Origin of the sequence: Pseudomonas sp. NPDC089758 (assembly GCF_044748705.1) — a bacterium.
GTDB classification, from domain to species: domain Bacteria; phylum Pseudomonadota; class Gammaproteobacteria; order Pseudomonadales; family Pseudomonadaceae; genus Aquipseudomonas; species Aquipseudomonas putida_X.
In genome coordinates this window covers 99,257-116,200 of record NZ_JBIVGN010000008.1, presented here as the reverse complement: position 1 = coordinate 116,200, position 16,944 = coordinate 99,257, and the positions used below count along the sequence as shown (strand labels likewise).

Below are 16,944 nucleotides of genomic sequence, written 5' to 3'. Positions count from 1 at the left end.
ATGGGTGCATATTGCAGTAATGCAAGGGCGTCGTTACAGCATCCACTGCAGGCCCTTGATAACCAGCAGGTGCACCGGGTAGAACAGATACCCCCAACGCCCCACCGCAGGCACGGGCCAGTGGTCGTGGCGCAGCAATCTGCACCCGACAGGAATGGCCAGGGCTGCAGCGGCCATGGTCAGCAACGTGACCGGTGCCAGCAGGTGTTCGAACAACCAACTGTTGGTCAGGTTGCCCGCCACAGCCAACAGGCACGGCAGCAGCCAGGCCACGCCACCTCGGCTGCGCGCCATCAGCCAAGCGCTAGGCAGCAGGACGCCGGGCAACCCATACATCAGCTGCGCGCTGCCCAACGTTGCGATCACCAAGGCGACAAGGCCGATCAGCCGCGCTGCCGCCGTTGGGTGGTGCACCGCCCACGCCACCAGCAGCCCCAAGGTCAGTGTGGGGATCACGCTGAAGGTCTGGGTGGTGGCGTCCAGCCAACGGTAAGGGCCTTCAGACAGGACCATGAACGTCAGCATCCAGCCCAGGTAGCGCAGGTTGGTGCGGGTGAACAGCCGACCCGCTGGGCTGCGCCCGACATTCACAGCGATCGCCAGGCAGAACAAGGGGAAGGCCAGGCGACCGACGATGAACAGCCCGTCCGCGGCTGGCCAGATGAAACGTAGATGGTCGGCGACCATGGTCACGATCGCCGTCCACTTGACCAGGTCCAGCCCTGCCGAACGCACGCCTCAGCGCCCGGGGCCGTCGGCCTGATGCAGGTATTGGGTGGTCCAGGCGGCCAACGGCAGCGGGGGTTGCTGGTCCAGGATGCGGCGCCAGATCAACGCCAGGTCGTGGCGGTTGAACATCGAGCCTGCTCCGCTGCCACGCCACGCGGTGGGCGTGTCGGCAACCCATTGCCCCTGAGCATCGCGGTGGCCCATGTTGAAGCGGAAGGTGTAATTGCCCGGGATCCCCATGCGCAGGTCGGTGACCACCAGCGCACCGCCCACCTCGTCGTAGCGCAGCCAGTCATCGGTAAACCAGCGCAGCCGCTGCAACAGGGGGTTGTCGGCCAATGCAGCGGCAAGCTGCAGGTTACGCGGCAGACGCTGCATTTCCGGGGGCGCACGGTCGAACACACTGCTGATGCCCTCGTAATAGTCACCCTCCGGGGTTTTGGCCAGCACGCGCCAGACCAGGCTGTTGAACGCGATTGGTACCGCACGCACGTCGCTGGCGACAACCCCCTGCTGGTCGAGGGCCGCCTGAAAACGCTGCTCGGCTGCCATGCGCCCGGCCAGGCCGAAACCCAGGTAGGCCGTGCTGAACACCAGGGCCAGGCTCATCAGCCGCAGCGCCTGGGCGCTGACGCCCCTGACCGCAGCGTAGAGCACGGCCGCCAGCAGGGGCACGGTATAGACAGGGTCGATGATGAACACACTGGCCCAGCTTTGCGGGGTGCACTGCAATGGCCAGAACAGTTGCGTGCCGTATACCGTGAATGAATCGAGGATCGGGTGGGTGACCAGCACCAGCCAGAACGCCAGGAACAGCCTGGGCAAGGTATAGCCTTTGTCAGGCCAGCGCTTGCGCCCCAGCCAGTTGACCAGCCAGGCGAGCGCCAGGGCCAGGCCGGTCAGCACGAAGATCGAGTGGGAAAAGCCCCGGTGGTAGGTCATTTGCGACACCGGGTCGGCGTAGCGGATGACCACGTCCAGGTCCGGCACGGTGCCCAGTACGGCGCCATAGATCAACGAGCGGCGGCCCTGGATACGGCCGAGCACTGTGCCTTGCAGCGCGGCGCCGAGTACGGCTTGGGTAATGGAGTCCAAGGGAAGGTTTCCTGAGCGGGCAATACTGGAAACCTAACCCTGCGAACCCCGTTGATGCAATTGCTGCTGTGTGACAACGCGTGGCCGGTACGGGCTCAGAACAGCTGCCAGGTGTATACCAGGATCAACCGGTTCTCATCGATGTCGCTGCGGTAATTGGACCGCGCCATGGCATTTCTCACCCGAATTCCCAGCCCTTTGAGCACACCGCTCTGCACCGCATACCCCAGATCGATGTCTCGTTCGCGATCCTTGCCCTCGTACCCTTGGCCTGTGTCGACGTTGTTACCGGTGATGTAGCGCACCGTCGCCGTCAGCCCCGGGATGCCCATGGCCGCGAAGTTGTAGTCATAGCGCAGCTGATAGGAGCGCTCATCGGTGTAGGCGAATTCATAGGTCGGCACCTCATTGCCCAGCGGGGAAATATTGGCGAATACCCTGGGGAACGGGCTGTCACCGTACATGGCCTGGTAGCCCGCGTGAACGCTGTGCCCCCCTCGCCTGGCTGTGAGCAGCGAAAAGAATGCCTGGTTGTCGATGCTGCCCAGCAAGGCGTCACCTTGCTCACGGGCGGTGAAATAGCCCAGGTTGGCACTGAGCACCCAGTCGCCGATCGGTTTGCTGTGCTTGAACCCGGCAAAGCCCTGGGCATAGATGTCCTGCAGTTGCCCGTACCAGAGGCTGGCACTGGTCTGGTTGCCATTGAAGGCATAGTCGCCGCCCACATAGTTGAACGCGTCGCTCTCGACCTGGCGCTGGGGCACATGGCCGAGCATGGCGTTCATTTTGCCGTCGCCGCCTTCGTTACGCAGGTGCGAGCCGCTCAGGTGCCCGGCCTGCACCGTCAGGCCGTCCAGTTCGTTTGAGCTGAGGCTGACGCCTTGGTAAGTGGGCGGCAACAGGCGGATATCGCTGAAGGTCAGCACCGGCAGGTTGGGCTGCAGTTCACCGACGCGCAGCTCGGTTTTCGACACCTTGGCCTTGAACGTAGGTGCCAGGCGGCTGTACTCGTCGGCGGCTCTGCCATCACCGTGCACCGGCAGCAGCCCTGTATTGACCCGGTCCGGGCTGCTGTCGAGCTTGATGCCGAGCACGCCCAGCGCGTCGATCCCAACACCTACGGTGCCAGGTGTGTAACCAGACTTGAAATCAAGAATGAAGCCCTGAGCCCACTCCTGGGCCTTGGACTGCTGATTGGCGCCGACGATGTCGGAAAAGTCACGGCTGAAGTAGTAGTTACGGGCGCTGAGGCTAGCTTTGGCATCCGTGAAGAAACCGCCTTCGGCGGCGAGTAACGGTTGGCTGAGCAGGGTCAGCCCGATGGCGACGCAAGGGGTTGGGTTCATTCCGAAGCTCTCTTGATCTTGTTGTTATGGGTAAAGCGTTGGCGGTACGGACTTCACAGTGAACGGCGCAGGGCCTCGCGGGCATGGGGGCGACGCAGCCTGAGCAGCGCGTGGGCCAGCAGGCCGAACAGCAGCCCCCAGAACGCGGCCGAAAGGCCAAGGAAAGACACCCCCGAAGCGGTGACCAGAAAGGTGAACAAGCCAGCGTCGCGCTCCTGCGGCTCAGCCAGGCTGCGGGCCAAGGCGTCGCTGATCGCGCCATACAACGCAAGCCCGGCCAGCGCGGCAATCAACGCAGCAGGAAAAGCGGCGAACAGCGACATCAGCGTCGCCCCGGCGATGCCCAGCAACAGGTACAGCGCACTGCCGGCGACCGCCGCCACATAGCGCCGGCGCGGGTTGTCATGGGCCTCGTGGCCCGTGCACAGGCTGGCGGTGACGGCAGCGAGGTTCAGCCCATGGCAACCGAACGGCGCCAACAAGGCTCCACCGATGGCACTGGCGCTGATCAACGGGCTGGCAGGCGTTGCATAGCCGGCGTTACGCAGCACTGCGATGCCCGGCATGAATTGCCCGGTCAGCGCCACCAGCACCATTGGCAGTGCCAGGCTGAACAGCGCCGCCAGGCTGAACTGCGGGGTGATCCATTGCGGCGAGGCCAGTTGCAATACCAGCGCCTCGCTGCGCAGTGCGCCATTGGCAAAGGTGACAACGGCACCGACCCCCAACACCGCAGCCACGGCGTAGCGCGGTTGCAGCCTGCGCATCAGCACATAGGTAACGAACATCGCCAGCACCAGCCCCGGCTGCAGCGGCAATGCCCGGAACACCTCGATGCCGAAGCTGAACAGAATGCCGGCCTGCATGCCGGCGGCGATCGAGCCCGGCAGGCGCGCGATGATGCGGTCGAAGGCCCCACTGATGCCGATCACCAGCAGGACCAGGTTGGCCATCAGATACGCCCCTACCGCCTGCTCCAGTCCTAGCTGGGGCAAGGCCGTGACCAACAGTGCCGAACCCGGGATGGACCAGGCGATCACTACCGGCACCCGGTAGTACAGGCTCAACACGCCGCCGAGTACCGCGCTGCCCATGGAGATGGCCCACACCCAGGAAGAGAGCAGGCCTTGGGACAGACCGGCCGCTTCGGCGGCGTGGAAGATGATCACCAGGGGGCCCGCGTAGGAAATCATCGTCGCCAGGCAACCTGCGACGATGGCGGAAAGGGAGCAGTCCTTGATCAGGTTTTTCATGGGCCTCTCGCTGCAGTGGTGGGTTGCAAGGGCTTTGCGCTCGATCGCCGGCTAGGCGCCTGCGACTCAGACGCCGCTGAGTCGAATGCCTGGGCTGTACCTGCAGACGCCGACGTGCCCGCGATCGCGGCTTAGCCTTCCTGCAAGGCCCGCGGCCGTCCGCTACGCTGCTCATCCGCGCCTTGCAGCGCCTTCTGCAACTGGAAGTCGAACGTCAGTTCGGCAAAACGGCCGTCGGCCCCCTCCCGGAACACCACCTCACCGACCAGCCCATCACGCGTGGCATAGGCGAAGTCATCCCACAGGTACTTGTCGCCAGACAGGTTGATCTGGGTGGTCAGGTGCCGATGCCCCGGCGCCGAGATGAAGAAGTGCACATGCGCCGGGCGCTGGCCGTGCCGGCCCAGCAGGTCCAGACATTCCTGGGTCGGCCCCTGCGGGTCGCAGCCGTAGCCCGAGGGCACGATGGAGCGCGCGCGGTAGCGGCCTTCGGCGTCGGTGACGATGCGCCGGCGCAGGTTGTAGTCGGACTGGCCAGGGTCGAAGAACGAGTAAGTGCCTCGGGTGTTGGCATGCCACAGGTCGACCACGGCGCCGGTTAGCGGCTGGCCCTGTGGGCCGAGCACCTGGCCTTCGAGGAACATGACCGTGGCCACACCCTCCTCGCTGCCGTCATCCATGCGCACCTGGCCCTGGGCAATCGGCGCACCGGCAACGTACAGCGGGCCTTCGATGGTGCGCGGGGTGCCGCCGCTCAGGCCTGCCTCGGCATCCTTGGCATCTTGCAGCAGGTCGAGAAAGTGCTCGATGCCCAGCCCCGCTACCAGAAGCCCGGCCTCGCCCCGTGCGCCAAGGCGGTTGAGGTAGTCCACGGCCAGCCAGAACTCGTCCTCACTGATTTCCAGGTCTTCGATCAGGCGTGCGGTGTCTTGCAGCACACGCTGAACGATACGTTTGAGGCGTGGGCTGCCGTCGTCGTTGCCAAAGCCTGCTGCCTCCTCGAAAAACTTCTGGGCGTCGGCAGTGTGGGAAATTTTCACGGTCATGATGCTCATCTCGTCTTGTTGTTGTGCCTAAGGCGTGTTGCAGCAGTCGTCGCCGTGGATCGACCACGAGTGACGACACAGGCCGTCGAGCAGGATGTCCCTTCAGGGACACAGAAGGTTCAGGCCGTCACGGACAAGGCGTGACGCCGGCTGCTGGCCAGGTGCACGGCCATGGCCAGGGCGGCGATTGCGCCGGGAATGGCGAAGGCGATGAAATTGAGTTGCAGCGGCAGGTTGATGCCCATCAGCGCACCGCCCAGCAGTGGCCCGACAATGGCGCCGTTGCGGCCTATGCCCGAGGCCCAGCCCAGGCCGGTGGAGCGCACCGCCAGGCCGTAAAGCTGGGCAGCACCGGCGTACAGCAGGATCTGCGTGCCAATGGTGGTGGCGCCGGCGATGAAGATCAGCAGGTACAGCACCGGCATTGGGCTGTTGACCCCGAGCAGGCTGATCGATACGGCAGCTGCCAGGAAAAACGCGACTTTCACTTTCACCAGGTTGTAGCGGTCGCCCAGCCAGCCCCCAAGAATTGCCCCGGCCATGCCGCCGAAGTTCAGTGCCAGCAGGAAGGACAGGCTCGAGCCCAGGCTGTAACCGGCGTTGGCCATCAGTTTCGGCAGCCACGAGCTGAGCGCGTAGACCATCAGCAAGCAGCAGAAAAACGCCAGCCACAGGGCCAGGGTGCGGGTTGCCAGGCCGTTACGGAACAGGTTCAGCACAGACCCTCCATTGGATTTACGGTCATTGGCCTGCAACTGGTCGTCGGCATGCACATCGCAGTCAGGGTCGAGGCGCTTGAGCAACGTGCGCGCCTCGTCGGTACGGCCCTGGCGCACCAGAAAGCCGATCGATTCGGGCAGGTAATACAGAATCAACGGCAACAGCAGCAGCGGCACTGCGGCGGCAAAGAACATCGACTCCCAGCCAAAGCGCGGCAGCATGAAGATGCCCACGCCTGCCGAAAGCATGCCGCCCAGCGAATAGCCACTGAACATGATTGCCACCAGCGTGCTGCGCAGGCGCTTGGGCGCGTATTCATTCATCAGCGCTACGGCATTGGGCATCAGGCCGCCGCAGCCAAGGCCGGCGATGAAGCGATAGATGCCGAACTCGCTGGGGCTGCTGGCGAAGCCGTTGAGGATGGTCGCCCCTGAGAACAGGGCGAAACAGATGGCAATGCCTTTCTTGCGCCCGATGCGGTCGGCCAGGCTGCCAAAGACCAGGGCACCGAACATCATGCCGAACAGCGCATAGCTGCCCAGGGCGCCGGCCTGCAACGGGGTCAAGCCCCATTCTTTCATGATGACCGGCAGCACCACGCCGTAGATGAACAGGTCGTAGCCGTCGAAGACCAGCAGCAGGCCGCACCAGGCCATGACCATCCAGTGAAAGGCGGCGAAACGGGCGTTGTCGATGATCGGGTGAACGTCAAGGGTTCGCATGGCATGTGTCTCTGTTGTTTTTGTTGTGGAGTAAAACTGCCTTTGGGGTGCTGCTCAGCCGAGATCGCCGCCCCCCACCGGCAGGGTCACACCGGTGATGTAGGACGCTTCGTCGCTGGCCAGGAAAAGGATCGCGCCAACCTGTTCGTCAATGCTGCCGTAGCGGTGCATCAGGCTGCTGTCCAGGGTCTGGTCGACAATCTGCTGGTACCAGCGCTTGTCCTGCTCGCTCTGCGCCGCCTCATTGCGTGGCACCCGCCGGGGTGGCGCCTCGGTGCCGCCAGGGGCGGTGGCGTTGACCCGGATGCCGCGCCCGGCGGTCTCGAACGCAAGGCACGCGGTAAGTGCGTTGACGCCGCCTTTGGCTGCGCCGTAGGGCACACGGTTGACGCCGCGGGTGGCGATCGAGGAAACGTTGACGATGGCGCCACTGCCGCGTTCGAGCATGTAGGGGAGCGCCGCGTGGCAGCACCACAGCGTGGGGAACAGCGAGCGGCGGACTTCGGCTTCGATCTGCGCCACTTCATAGTGTTCGAACGGCTTGGCCCAGATGGTGCCGCCGACGTTGTTGACCAGAATGTCGATGCGACCGAACGCCTCTACCGCCGAGGCCATGACGCGGGCGCAGTCGGTGTATTGCTCAAGGTCGGCGGTGAGTGTCAGCACGCCCTCCCCGGCCAGTTCGTGAACCAGTTCGGAGCGGTCCACAGCAACCACCTGCGCGCCCTCGGCCTTGAGCCGCCAGCACACGCCACGGCCGATGCCTTGGGCGGCGCCGGTGACCAGGGCTACTTTGTTATGGAATCGGTTGTTCATCTGCTACTTCCTTATCCTGTTTTCAGGCGCAACCTTGCCTGCACTGGCCCGATCGCCGGCAAGCCGGCGTCCACAGGTACAGCGGTGCTATCAGGCCCAACTGCCGGCTTTGGAAGAAAAAAAGGCCACCTTCACCCGCACGATGGGGTGGCCCCAAGGAAACTCAGGCTGCGGCTGCAGCGAACTTCTCGTAGTAGAAGTTGGCCGGTGTGATGCCCTGCTCGCGGATGTACTGGCTGACCGCCTCGACCATCGGTGGCGGGCCGCACAGGTACACATCGACATCGCCATCGTTGAGGTGGCACGGCGCGATGTGCTGGGTCACGTAGCCCTTTTGCGGGTACTGGCTTTCGGGGTTGGCCACGCAGGCGCTGAAGGTGAAGTTGGGGATGCGCGCAGCCAGGGCGTGCAAACGGTCCAGCTCGACCAGGTCGAAATCATTGGTCACCCCATAGATCAGGTGCAGGGGATGCTCGCTGCCCTGTTCGGCGATCTTTTCCAGCATCGCCGTGAACGGTGCCAGGCCCGTGCCACCGGCCAGCAGCAGCAAGGGGCGCTGGATCGGGCGCAGGTAGAAGCTGCCCAGGGGCCCGGCCAGGCTCATGTTGTCGCCGGCCTTGGCCAGGCTGGTGAGGAAGCTGCTCATCAGCCCGCCCGGCACGTTGCGGATCAGGAAACTGACCTCACCGTCCTTCTGCAACGAACTGAAGGAGTAGGCGCGACTCTGGTCGCTGCCTGGCACTGTGAGGTTGACGTACTGCCCGGGCAGGAAAGCCAGCCTGTTCAGCGATTCACCCTTGATCGACAGGGCGATGGTACTGGCTGACAACTGGCGTACATCACTGATGGCGGCCTGGAAGCTCGCCTGTTCGGTCTTGCACAGTTGCGAAGATGCCGGGATGCGTACCACGCAGTCGCTTTCGGCGCGCATCTGGCAGGTCAGTACATAGCCTTCGGCGATTTCGTCTTCACTGAGGGCGTCTTCGATGAAGTTGTCGCCCAGGTCATAACGGCCGGATTCGGCCTTGCACTTGCATGTACCGCAGGCGCCATCGCGGCAGTCCAGCGGAATATTGATGCCTTGGCGGTAAGCGGCGTCGGCCACGGTTTCATGGCCGCTGGCCTCGATGAAGCGGGTTACCCCGTCTTCGAAATTAAGCGCGATCTGGAAGCTCATGTTGCACCTCGCGGGCGAACCTGGCCACGGTGCGCCATGGGGCACACCGGGCCGTTCGCGTAACCTCGGTTCAGATGTGGTAGATGTCGATGACCTGGCGCACGTAGTCGTTCTTCAGCACCACCTTCTTGGCCTTGATCAGCGGCTGTTCGCCGCGCAGGTCCAAGGTGTAGAAGCTCGTACCGAAGTAGCTGTCGGTGGTCTTGTAACGAAAGCTCAACGTGTGCCAGTTGAAGCGCACCTGGCAATGACCCTCGCCCTGCTCGACGATCTCGATGTTGCTGATGTTGTGCGAGGTGCGGGTGTCGGGCACGGTCGCGCTGGAACGCTCGGTCTTGATGCGGAACACCCGGTCCTCGAGGCCGCCACGGTTGCCGTACCAGATCAGCGAGATCTCGCTTTGCGGGTCGGTCGTCAGGCGGTCGTCGTCATCCCAGGCAGGCATCCAGAAGCTTGCGTCGCTGGCATACAATTCCAGCCACTGGTCCCACTGTGCATCGTCCAGGTAGCGCGCTTCGCGGTACAGGAAGTCGCGCACGGTCTCATGAAGGCTCATTGCACGGCCTCCACGGGGATCAGTCGCTGCTCGTCCTCGAGGGCCTTGAGCATGGTGTCCTGCCAGTACTTGTGCTGCAGAACGAACAGGCCCTCGTCCTCGGTACGCACGCCCGACAGCAACGGGCTGAGTTCGATTTCGCGGGCGGCCTCGTCGGCGCCCTCGACCCAGTGTGCCGCGCCACGCGACATGTCGTTCCATCCGGTACCACCGCCGTAACCGGTCTGGCAGGAGCGGAATTCCTCGAGATCGTCCGGCGTGGCCATGCCACTGACGTTGAAGAAGTCTTCGTACTGCCGAATCCGGCTGGCCCGGGCGTCGGCGCTCTCACCTTTGGGCGCGATGCAGTAGATGGTGATTTCGGTCTTGTTCACCGATATCGGCCGCGCGATGCGGATCTGCGAGCTGAACTGGTCCATTAGGTAGACGTTGGGGTACAGGCACAGGTTGCGCGAGTTCTCGATCATCCAGTCGGCACGCGCCTGGCCGAAGTCTGCGGCGAGTTGTTCGCGGCGCTCGAAAGCCGGGCGGTCTTCGGGATTGGCCCAGCGGGTCCACAGCAGCAGGTGGCCGTGGTCGAAGGAGTAGAAACCACCCCCCTGCTTGGCCCATGCGCCCGCGCTCATGGTCTTGATCTCTTCTCCCGCTTCGCGCTGCTTGCGCTGGTTCTGGGTGGCGGCATAGTTCCAGTGCACGGAGCTCACATGGTAGCCATCGGCGCCGTTCTCGGCGGTCAGCTTCCAGTTGCCTTCGTAGATGTACGAACTGGCCCCGCGCAGCACCTCCAGGCCCTCGGGGGACTGGTCAACGATCATGTCGATGATCTTGGCCGACTCGCCCAGGTGTTCGGCCAGCGGTTTGACATCGGCATTGAGGCTGCCGAACAGGAAGCCACGGTAGGATTCGAACCGGGCAACCTTGGTCAGGTCATGGGAGCCGTCGCAGTTGAAACTGTCGGGGTAGCCGGCGTTGCTCGGGTCTTTGACCTTGAGCAGTTTGCCGCTGTTGTTGAAGGTCCAGCCATGGAACGGGCAGGTATAGCTTGCGCGGTTGCCGCGCTTGTGCCGGCAGAGCATGGCACCGCGGTGGCTGCAGGCATTGAGGAACGCATTGAGCTCACCGTCTTTGTTGCGCGCGATGAAGATCGGCTGGCGCCCCATGGACAGGGTGAGGAAGTCGTTTTTCTCGGGGATCTGGCTTTCGTGGGCCAGGTAGATCCAGTTGCCCTCGAAGATGTGTTTCATCTCCAGGTCGAACAGGCGTGGGTCGGTGAACATCTCGCGCTTGCAGCGGTAGATGCCCTTTTCACGGTCGTCCTCGAGCATGGCATTGAGGTAGTCGAATCCCAGGGACATGGCCAGGGTCTCCATTGTTATCGTTCAGACCGGGTCAGGTTAGGGCAGAGATTCGAGGGCGAATATCCAGATCGTGCACGTGGCTATCCAGTTCCTGCAGGCCTGTGGCCCGCTGGGTGCGGCGCCTTGGCCCGGCCAAGGCGAATGACGTTTGTGCAGCCATCGCAATTATCCATTGAACGCGCCGTGCCACCTGAAGTAAGCTCGGGCACATCAACTGGAGAGCAACATGCCGAAACACCCCCGCAACCACGCCAACCACACCGGTCGCAACCTGCGCCCTGTGCTGGCCGTTGCCGGCTCCAAGGCTGTTGCCTGCTTTTATTTTGGGTATTGGTTTAGCCACTAGGCGCCGCTGATACCCACACGGCGCCCACCTTCGAGGGGCCGCCGAACATGAGAATACTCAAACCCCCGGTCGGCTCCCCGACCGGGGGTTTTGCTTTTCTGGCCTTTGAACATTACCGAATCACACTGAGGACACTTTCATGAACTACGCCACTTATTACTACGCAAGCACCTACGCTTGGCGATTTAGCCAATCCCGCTCGGGCCAGCCTGCCGCCTCCGACCGGTTCGTCCACGGTGGCAATGCTGCAGCCAATCAGAATTCAACGATCAGTCGAACATCTCGATAGGGGCCGACTGCGCGGGTCAGAACCCGCCGTCCGCCCAGGGAACCTACGCCATGCAAGCCTCGAACCTCGCTCTGCCCCTGACCCAGCCAAACGCTGCCAACACCACCGTCAGCCGTCGTCTGCCCAGCCCGCACCTGCTCAAGCAGCAGATGCCGCTTCCAATCGAACATGCCCAGCAAGTCCAGGCCCAGCGCCAGGCCATTCGCGCCATCCTCGAAGGCCGCGACCCGCGCCTGCTGGTGGTCGTCGGCCCGTGCTCGATCCACGACCCGCGCTCGGCCCTTGAATACGCCGACCGCCTGGCGGCCCTGAGCCGCGAAGTCGACGACAAGTTGCTGCTGGTGATGCGCGCCTATGTGGAGAAACCGCGCACCACGGTGGGCTGGAAAGGCCTGGCCTACGACCCGCACCTCGATGGCAGCGACGACATGCATGGCGGCATCGCCCTGTCCCGCGGCTTGATGCTGAACATGATCGAACGCGGCCTGCCGATCGCCACCGAGCTGCTGCAGCCGCTGGTCGCCGGTTACTTCGATGACCTGTTGGGCTGGGCGGCGATTGGCGCGCGTACCACCGAATCGCAGGTCCATCGTGAGATGGTCAGCGGCCTGGAGTTGCCGGTCGGCTTCAAGAACGGCACCGATGGCGGTGTCGCCATCGCGTGCGACGCAATGCGCAGCGCCGCCGCCGCCCACCGCCATTTCGGCATGGATGCGCAAGGGCACCCGGCAATCATCGAGACCCTGGGTAACCCGGACACCCACCTGGTGCTGCGCGGCGGCCACAAAGGCCCGAATTACGACAGCACCAGCATTGCCCAAGCCCGCCAAGGGCTGGCCAAAGCGGGATTGCAGGCGCGGATCATGGTTGATTGCAGCCATGCCAACAGTGGCAAGGACCCCGCGCGTCAGCCGGCGGTGTTCGAGGATGTGCTGGCCCAGCGCATGGCCGGCGACACATCGATCGTCGGGGTGATGCTTGAAGGCCACCTTTTCGACGGCTGCCAGGCGCTGGGCAAAGGCCCGCTGAAGTACGGCGTGTCGATCACCGATGGCTGCCTGGGCTGGGAAGCGACACAAACCCTGCTGCGCGAGGCTGCGACACGTATGTAGGAGCTGTACAGCAAGCCTTGCGAGACTTTTCCCAAGCAAGTGCGCTAGGCTTGCCCTTTTTACCCAAGGAGTAGTACCCATGGCACGCGCCACTGCCCGCCACATCCTCGTCAGCAGCGAAGACAAGTGCAACGAACTGAAAGCCCAGATCGAAGCCGGTGCCGACTTCGCTGAAATCGCCAAAGCCAACTCCACCTGCCCGTCCAGCCGCCAGGGCGGTGACCTGGGCTCGTTCGGCCCAGGCCAGATGGTCAAGGAGTTCGATACCGTTGTGTTCAGCGCCCCGGTCAACACCGTGCAAGGCCCGGTCAAGACCCAGTTCGGCTACCACCTGCTGGAAGTGACCAGCCGCCAGGACTAAGTCCACGCTGACCATGACCACCTCTGGGGGAGCGGCGTTGCCCGCGAATGCGCCCGTGCAGGCAACACCGTTGCCTGGCCAGGCCTTTTCGCGGGCAAGCCAGCTCCCCCAGGCGTTTCTGGGGCTCGTCCTGGCCTGCATGGGTTTTACTGCCCTAGCCGAACCGACCCACGCCCTCACCGTCTACGGTGAAACCCCGCGCTACGCCCAGACGTTCCGCCACTTCGACTACGTCAACCCCAACGCCCCAAAGGGCGGCACCCTGCGCCGCTCAGCTACCGAAATCGGTCAGTTCGACCACATTCTGCCGTACATCGACAAAGGCATCGGCGTCAGTGAGGTCGATGGCTGGCTGTACGCGCCCTTGGCAGTGCGTTCGTTCGATGAGCCCTACACCGTGTATGGCCTGATCGCCCGGCGCATGGAGCGCGGCCCCCAGGACGCCTGGCTGCGTTTCGATATCGACCCCAGGGCAACCTTCGCCGACGGCAAACCCGTGCGTGCCGAGGATGTGCGCTTCAGTTACGCCAAACTGATGAGCGAGGGCAGCCTCAAGTACCGGACCCAGTTCGCCGATGTGGCGGGTGTGACGGTCGAAGGCCCACACCGCGTGCGCTTCGACTTCAAGCAGCCCCATGGCCGCACCTTGCCCCTGGACCTTGCCAGTTTGCCGGTCCTGCCCGAACACGACTGGAAAAACCGCGACTTCGCCAACGGCGCCGGCTTTGACACCCCGGTCGGCAGTGGCCCGTACCGCATCGGGCGGATCGACAATGGCCGCAGCATCACCTTCGAGCGTGACCGGCGCTGGTGGGCCAAGGACCTGCCCGTCAGCCGCGGTCGTTTCAATTTCGAGCGCATTCGCGTCGAATACTTTGGCGATACCGAAGTGGCGCGCCAGGTGCTCAAGGGCGGTGGCTACGACTACAACCGCGAGTTCTCGGCCACGGCATTCACCCTGGGCTACAACGGTGCACAACTGGATGACGGCCGCCTGCAGCGCGCCCACCTGGGCCCGGCCAAGCCACAGACCGCCCAGGGCTTCGTGTTCAACCTGGACAGGCCGCAGTTCAAGGACCGCCGCGTGCGCCAGGCGCTGGCCATGCTATGGGACTTCGAGTGGAGCAACCGGCAGATGATGCGCAACCTGTACATCCGCCAGCAGAGTATCTTTTCCAACACCCCGCTGGCGGCGCGTGAACTGCCGGACGCCGGTGAACTGCAATTGCTTGAGCCGCTGCGCGGCAAGGTACCGGACGAAGTGTTCACCCAAGTCTTCACGGCACCGGTAACCGACGGTTCGGGGATCGTGCGCACGCAGCAGTTGCAGGCCCTGGCCCTGCTGCAGCAGGCCGGCTGGCAGCCTGAGGGTGATCACCTGGTCAACGCCGAAGGCCAGCCGCTGACATTCACTTTCCTCAATGGCCAGGCCGGCCTCGAGCGCCTGCTACTGCCCTGGAAGCGTAACCTGGCGCAGATCGGGGTTACCCTGAACATCCGCAATGTCGACTCGGCCCAGTACGTCAATCGCCTGATGGCCCGTGACTACGACCTGATCGTCACCGGCTACCCGGTCACCCTGTCGCCGGGTGCCGAGCTCTACAACTATTTCGGGTCTGCGGCAGCCAACGACCCAGGCTCGAACAACCTGATGGTGCTCAAGGACCCTGCGGTGGACAGCCTGATCGACGGGCTGGTGCGCGCCGACACCCAGGCTGACATGCTCCATCACGCCCATGCGCTGGACCGTGTGCTGCAATGGAACTACTACTGGATTCCCAACTACTACCCGCCAGGCAGCTCGACCGTGTGGTGGAACCGCTTCGGCCTGCCCAAGGTCCAGCCTGCCTATGACGAAGGGCTGGACAGCTGGTGGGAAGTCAGCCCTACCGCCCTGACCAACGCACAGATGGCCGAGCGCCAGAAGGCTGCGCCATGATGTCCTACATTCTGCGCCGCCTGCTGCTGATCATTCCCACGCTGCTGGCGATCCTGCTGGTCAACTTCGCCATTGTCCAGGCTGCCCCTGGCGGGCCAGTGGAGCAGGCCGTGGCCAGGCTGCAAGGCATCGGCGGCGGGGCACCGGGCGCGCGGGCCGAGGTGGTTCAAGGCCAATCCCGCGCCACCCGTGGTTTGGACCCGAAACTGATCGAAGAGATCAAGCGCCAATACGGCTTCGACAAATCGGCGCCCGAGCGTTTGTGGCTGATGCTCGGCCAATATGCGCGGCTGGATTTCGGCCAGAGCTTCTTCCGCGGTGCCAAGGTCACCGACCTGATCCTGGACAAACTGCCGGTGACCTTGTCACTGGGGTTCTGGGCCACGTTGATCACCTACCTGGTGTCGATCCCGCTGGGCATCCGCAAGGCGGTGCGCCACGGCAGCCGCTTCGACGCCTGGAGCAGTGCGCTGATCGTGATCGGTTACGCCCTGCCCTCCTTCCTGTTCGCCCTGTTGCTGATCGTGCTGTTCGCCGGTGGCACCTCGTTGAACTGGTTCCCGGTACGTGGCCTGGTTTCGGAGCACTTCGACCAGCTCAGCCTGCTGGGCAAAGTCGCCGACTACTTCTGGCACCTGGTGCTGCCGGTGGGGGCACTGGTGGTCGGCGGGTTCGCTACGCTGACCTTGCTGACCAAGAACGCCTTCCTCGACGAAATCTCCCGCCAGTACGTGGTCACAGCGCGGGCCAAAGGCCTGAGCGAGCGCCGGGTGCTGTACGGCCACGTACTGCGCAATGCCATGCTGGTGGTGCTGGCCGGCTTGCCGCAGGCGCTGATCACGGTGTTCTTTGCCGGGTCCCTGCTGATCGAGGTGATTTTCTCACTCGATGGCCTCGGCCGCATGAGCTACGAGGCAGCGGTCTCGCGTGATTACCCGGTAGTGTTCGGCACGCTGTTCATCTTCACCCTGGCCGGCCTATTGATCCGCCTGATCGGTGATTTGTCGTACACCTTGCTCGATCCGCGCATCGACTTCGACGCGAGGGCGCACTGATGCTCTCGCCGGTTTCGCGTCGCCGACTGCAACGCTTTCGTCGCAACCGTCGTGGCTGGGTGTCGTTGTGGCTGTTCGCTGGGCTGCTACTGCTCAGCCTCGGCGCAGAGCTCGTGGCCAACGACAAACCCTTGCTGCTGGGCTACAAGGGCGAGCTGTACATGCCTGCGCTCAAGCGCTACAGCGAGCAGCAGTTTGGTGGCCAACTGCCGTTCCAGCCGGACTACCGTAGCGCGTATGTACGCCAGTTGATCGAGGGCCAGGGGGGCTGGATGCTGTTCGCACCGATTCCGTTCAGTGCCGACACGCCTAACTATGACCTGCAAGTCCCCACGCCAAGCCCCCCGAGCAGCAGCAACTGGCTGGGTACCGACGACCAGGGCCGCGACGTGCTCGCGCGGGTGTTGTACGGCACCCGGGTATCGCTGCTGTTCGCTTTTGCCCTGACCGTGGTCAGCGTGCTGATCGGCGTCACCGCCGGGGCCCTGCAGGGCTATCACGGGGGTTGGGTGGACCTGCTCGGGCAACGCGTGCTGGAGGTGTGGTCAGGGTTGCCGGTGCTGTACCTGCTGATCATCCTCAGCGGTTTCGTTGAGCCGGACTTCTGGTGGCTGCTGGGGATCATGGCGCTGTTCTCGTGGTTGACCCTGGTGGATGTGGTGCGTGCCGAGTTCCTGCGTGGGCGCAACCTGGAGTACGTCAAGGCCGCCCGCGCGCTGGGCCTGCCGGACAGCCAGGTGATGCTGCGGCACATCCTGCCCAATGCGATGAATGCCACGCTGACCTATGTGCCATTCATGCTCACCGGGGCCATCACTACCCTGACGGCATTGGACTTCCTCGGCTTTGGCATGCCGGCCGGCAGTGCTTCGCTGGGCGAGTTGGTCACCCAGGGCAAACAGCACCTGGAGGCACCTTGGCTGGGCTTCACCGCGTTCTTTGCGCTGGCGCTGGTGCTGTCATTGCTGGTGTTTATCGGAGATGCCATGCGCGAGGCTTTCGACCCGCGCGTTTAGGCTGGCGC

15 protein-coding genes are annotated in these 16,944 nt (G+C 63.8%); 5 read left to right on the top strand and 10 right to left on the bottom strand.

Features of this window, described 5'->3' with window-relative positions; translation table 11 throughout:
• Window positions 1-33 precede the first annotated feature (33 nt).
• The 10 genes from ACIPZH_RS13380 to benA form a co-directional block, all read right to left on the bottom strand.
• A complete protein-coding gene (locus ACIPZH_RS13380) occupies window positions 34-735 on the bottom strand; it encodes a TraX family protein (RefSeq protein ID WP_400636426.1) in 702 nt (233 codons plus the stop codon).
• A gap of 3 nt (window positions 736-738) precedes the next feature.
• Window positions 739-1,824 carry a metal-dependent hydrolase gene (locus ACIPZH_RS13375; protein WP_400636425.1) on the bottom strand — a complete coding sequence of 362 codons (1,086 nt, stop codon included), beginning with the start codon at window positions 1,822-1,824 and terminating at the stop codon, window positions 739-741.
• Window positions 1,825-1,919: 95 nt separating this feature from the next.
• A complete protein-coding gene (locus ACIPZH_RS13370) occupies window positions 1,920-3,170 on the bottom strand; it encodes an OprD family porin (protein WP_400636424.1) in 1,251 nt (416 codons plus the stop codon).
• Window positions 3,171-3,223: 53 nt separating this feature from the next.
• Window positions 3,224-4,423 (bottom strand): benzoate/H(+) symporter BenE family transporter, encoded by a 1,200-nt coding sequence (locus ACIPZH_RS13365; RefSeq protein WP_400636423.1) that lies wholly within the window; start codon window positions 4,421-4,423, stop codon window positions 3,224-3,226.
• A gap of 131 nt (window positions 4,424-4,554) precedes the next feature.
• Window positions 4,555-5,469: a catechol 1,2-dioxygenase gene (catA, locus tag ACIPZH_RS13360; RefSeq protein WP_400636422.1), complete on the bottom strand. Its 915-nt coding sequence runs from the start codon at window positions 5,467-5,469 to the stop codon at window positions 4,555-4,557.
• A 119-nt stretch (window positions 5,470-5,588) separates the two neighbouring features.
• Window positions 5,589-6,911, bottom strand: a complete 1,323-nt coding sequence (locus ACIPZH_RS13355) for an MFS transporter (RefSeq protein WP_400636421.1) — start codon at window positions 6,909-6,911, stop codon at window positions 5,589-5,591.
• 54 nt (window positions 6,912-6,965) lie between these two features.
• A complete protein-coding gene (locus ACIPZH_RS13350; RefSeq protein WP_400636420.1) occupies window positions 6,966-7,727 on the bottom strand; it encodes a 1,6-dihydroxycyclohexa-2,4-diene-1-carboxylate dehydrogenase in 762 nt (253 codons plus the stop codon).
• Between the two features lie 163 nt (window positions 7,728-7,890).
• Window positions 7,891-8,904 carry a benzoate 1,2-dioxygenase electron transfer component BenC gene (gene benC, locus ACIPZH_RS13345; RefSeq protein WP_267816044.1) on the bottom strand — a complete coding sequence of 338 codons (1,014 nt, stop codon included), beginning with the start codon at window positions 8,902-8,904 and terminating at the stop codon, window positions 7,891-7,893.
• Between the two features lie 70 nt (window positions 8,905-8,974).
• The gene (gene benB / locus ACIPZH_RS13340; RefSeq protein WP_267816046.1) at window positions 8,975-9,460 is read right to left on the bottom strand and encodes a benzoate 1,2-dioxygenase small subunit; all 486 of its coding nucleotides are present in this window, start codon (window positions 9,458-9,460) and stop codon (window positions 8,975-8,977) included.
• Complete coding sequence (gene benA, locus ACIPZH_RS13335; protein WP_400636419.1) at window positions 9,457-10,815, bottom strand: benzoate 1,2-dioxygenase large subunit; 1,359 nt, start codon at window positions 10,813-10,815, stop codon at window positions 9,457-9,459. Before benA ends, benB begins: the two co-directional genes overlap by 4 nt.
• Window positions 10,816-11,503: 688 nt before the next feature.
• On the opposite strand from benA, the gene ACIPZH_RS13330 reads away from it, so the two are divergent.
• The 5 genes from ACIPZH_RS13330 (at window position 11,504) to ACIPZH_RS13310 (ending at window position 16,936) form a co-directional block, all read left to right on the top strand.
• Window positions 11,504-12,565, top strand: a complete 1,062-nt coding sequence (locus tag ACIPZH_RS13330; RefSeq protein WP_400636418.1) for a 3-deoxy-7-phosphoheptulonate synthase — start codon at window positions 11,504-11,506, stop codon at window positions 12,563-12,565.
• 79 nt (window positions 12,566-12,644) lie between these two features.
• Window positions 12,645-12,926, top strand: coding sequence for a peptidylprolyl isomerase (locus ACIPZH_RS13325; protein WP_003248318.1), 282 nt, complete (start codon window positions 12,645-12,647; stop codon window positions 12,924-12,926).
• A gap of 13 nt (window positions 12,927-12,939) precedes the next feature.
• Window positions 12,940-14,865: an extracellular solute-binding protein gene (locus ACIPZH_RS13320; RefSeq protein WP_400636417.1), complete on the top strand. Its 1,926-nt coding sequence runs from the start codon at window positions 12,940-12,942 to the stop codon at window positions 14,863-14,865.
• On the top strand, window positions 14,862-15,920 hold the full coding sequence (locus ACIPZH_RS13315) for a microcin C ABC transporter permease YejB (RefSeq protein ID WP_400636416.1): 1,059 nt from the start codon (window positions 14,862-14,864) through the stop codon (window positions 15,918-15,920). Before ACIPZH_RS13320 ends, ACIPZH_RS13315 begins: the two co-directional genes overlap by 4 nt.
• The gene (locus ACIPZH_RS13310; protein WP_241803483.1) at window positions 15,920-16,936 is read left to right on the top strand and encodes an ABC transporter permease; all 1,017 of its coding nucleotides are present in this window, start codon (window positions 15,920-15,922) and stop codon (window positions 16,934-16,936) included. Before ACIPZH_RS13315 ends, ACIPZH_RS13310 begins: the two co-directional genes overlap by 1 nt.
• The last annotated feature ends 8 nt before the right edge of the window (window positions 16,937-16,944 follow it).

Excerpts from the sequence above, each read along its gene's own strand:
- ACIPZH_RS13370 (WP_400636424.1), bottom strand. The coding sequence starts at position 3,170 with ATGAACCCAACCCCTTGCGTCGCCATCGGGCTGACCCTGCTCAGCCAA.
- ACIPZH_RS13365 (WP_400636423.1), bottom strand. The coding sequence starts at position 4,423 with ATGAAAAACCTGATCAAGGACTGCTCCCTTTCCGCCATCGTCGCAGGT.
- catA (WP_400636422.1), bottom strand. The coding sequence starts at position 5,469 with ATGACCGTGAAAATTTCCCACACTGCCGACGCCCAGAAGTTTTTCGAG.
- ACIPZH_RS13355 (WP_400636421.1), bottom strand. The coding sequence starts at position 6,911 with ATGCGAACCCTTGACGTTCACCCGATCATCGACAACGCCCGTTTCGCC.
- ACIPZH_RS13350 (WP_400636420.1), bottom strand. The coding sequence starts at position 7,727 with ATGAACAACCGATTCCATAACAAAGTAGCCCTGGTCACCGGCGCCGCC.
- benC (WP_267816044.1), bottom strand. The coding sequence starts at position 8,904 with ATGAGCTTCCAGATCGCGCTTAATTTCGAAGACGGGGTAACCCGCTTC.
- benB (WP_267816046.1), bottom strand. The coding sequence starts at position 9,460 with ATGAGCCTTCATGAGACCGTGCGCGACTTCCTGTACCGCGAAGCGCGC.
- benA (WP_400636419.1), bottom strand. The coding sequence starts at position 10,815 with ATGTCCCTGGGATTCGACTACCTCAATGCCATGCTCGAGGACGACCGT.
- ACIPZH_RS13330 (WP_400636418.1), top strand. The coding sequence starts at position 11,504 with ATGCAAGCCTCGAACCTCGCTCTGCCCCTGACCCAGCCAAACGCTGCC.
- ACIPZH_RS13325 (WP_003248318.1), top strand. The coding sequence starts at position 12,645 with ATGGCACGCGCCACTGCCCGCCACATCCTCGTCAGCAGCGAAGACAAG.
- ACIPZH_RS13320 (WP_400636417.1), top strand. The coding sequence starts at position 12,940 with ATGACCACCTCTGGGGGAGCGGCGTTGCCCGCGAATGCGCCCGTGCAG.
- ACIPZH_RS13315 (WP_400636416.1), top strand. The coding sequence starts at position 14,862 with ATGATGTCCTACATTCTGCGCCGCCTGCTGCTGATCATTCCCACGCTG.
- ACIPZH_RS13310 (WP_241803483.1), top strand. The coding sequence starts at position 15,920 with ATGCTCTCGCCGGTTTCGCGTCGCCGACTGCAACGCTTTCGTCGCAAC.